1 protein-coding gene and 1 pseudogene are annotated in these 1,161 nt (G+C 68.9%); both read right to left on the bottom strand.

Annotated features, from left to right (window positions below):
- Positions 1 to 572, bottom strand: a pseudogene (locus tag C1J01_RS48185) (hypothetical protein); the annotation flags it as partial.
- A 275-nt stretch (positions 573 to 847) separates the two neighbouring features.
- The gene (locus C1J01_RS48180) at positions 848 to 1,075 is read right to left on the bottom strand and encodes a hypothetical protein (RefSeq protein ID WP_146616052.1); all 228 of its coding nucleotides are present in this window, start codon (positions 1,073 to 1,075) and stop codon (positions 848 to 850) included.
- Between the last annotated feature and the right edge of the window lie 86 nt (positions 1,076 to 1,161).

The following is a 1,161-nucleotide window of genomic DNA, read 5'->3' as shown; positions in this document are numbered from 1 at the left end:
GGGGGAGGGGCGGGGCCTTCTCGCGTATAAGGGGACGTGTGAACTTGTCCACAGCAGAACGACCGGACGGGCGTTGGAGTGGATGCGGCGCCGTACTGGACGGTCACGCACGCGGACAGCGCGGCGTGGATGCTGGCGAGCGTCGGCTTGCCCGCGGCCCGGGACTTCGGGTCGTCGGCGGTCTTCTCGATCTCGCGGCCCAAGTCCTTCGGGAAGTCCGCGCGCAGGCGCGCCAGGTCCAGCACGAGCGCGTACACGGCAGCCCGGCCGGGAGCGCTGCCGGCCACCTTGCGCACCAGGCCCGCGTCGACCAGCCGGGCCAGGTCCTTCCAGCCGGTGCGTACGGACACCTGGTGAACGGCGGCGTAGGCGTCCATCACCCGCCGCATGTCGCGCACGATGCCGCGCGTTGTCGCCCAGTGGGTGAGATGGGCGGCCATCCGGTGCGCGGCCTCGTCGCGCAGGTAGCCGCGCCGCCACGACAGGCGGAACACCCGGAACCACGTCCGGGTAGGGACGGCAGGCAGCCGGTCGGGGTGCTCGTACGCGACCGCGCGCCGGCGACGCTTCACGCGTCTGCTGGTGTGGGCTGTGCCAGTTTCGCCCGTTTCCGACACGCCGGATTCGGGCATGACTGGCAGAGCCGGGGGCCCGTTGATACTCTGGCTCCTAGCTACTGGTCCGGCTCCAAGGCATGCGAAAGGCCCGCCGGAGCCGGCGGTGATTTTCGAGGGTCCTTGCGCGAACTGCTTGGCGGTAGATGCGCGCGAGGGCCCTCGTGGCTTTTATGGCGCCCGTCCTCGGCGCCTACGTCTCCTCTAGGGGTAGGTCGGGGAGCCGCATAGTGCTACGCGGCGGCAGTTTCAGCGAGCGGCAGGGTGGCCTGCTCCGACTGGGCCGGAGGCTTGACCTTGCGCCCGTGCGCTGCGGCAAGCACGTCCACGACGTAGTCGTTCAGGCATGCGTACCCAGCAGCGCGCCACGCCCTGTCCAGGTCGGCGTGTAGATCGACCGGGGTACGGACCATGATCGGCTTGCGTGGCCCCTTGCCGGGGCGGCCTACTTTGCCACTCATGGGCCCCATAGATATCGGATACAGAAACAGAAAACCAGCTTGCACACGGCGTGTCGCGGATCGTTGCTAACCCTTGATCAACATCC

Origin of the sequence: Nonomuraea aridisoli (assembly GCF_003236395.1) — a bacterium.
GTDB lineage: Bacteria > Actinomycetota > Actinomycetes > Streptosporangiales > Streptosporangiaceae > Nonomuraea > Nonomuraea aridisoli.
Note: the sequence above shows the minus strand (reverse complement) of the source record. Positions and strands in the feature narration are given on the sequence as shown.

Excerpts from the sequence above, each read along its gene's own strand:
- C1J01_RS48180 (WP_146616052.1), bottom strand. The coding sequence starts at position 1,075 with ATGAGTGGCAAAGTAGGCCGCCCCGGCAAGGGGCCACGCAAGCCGATC.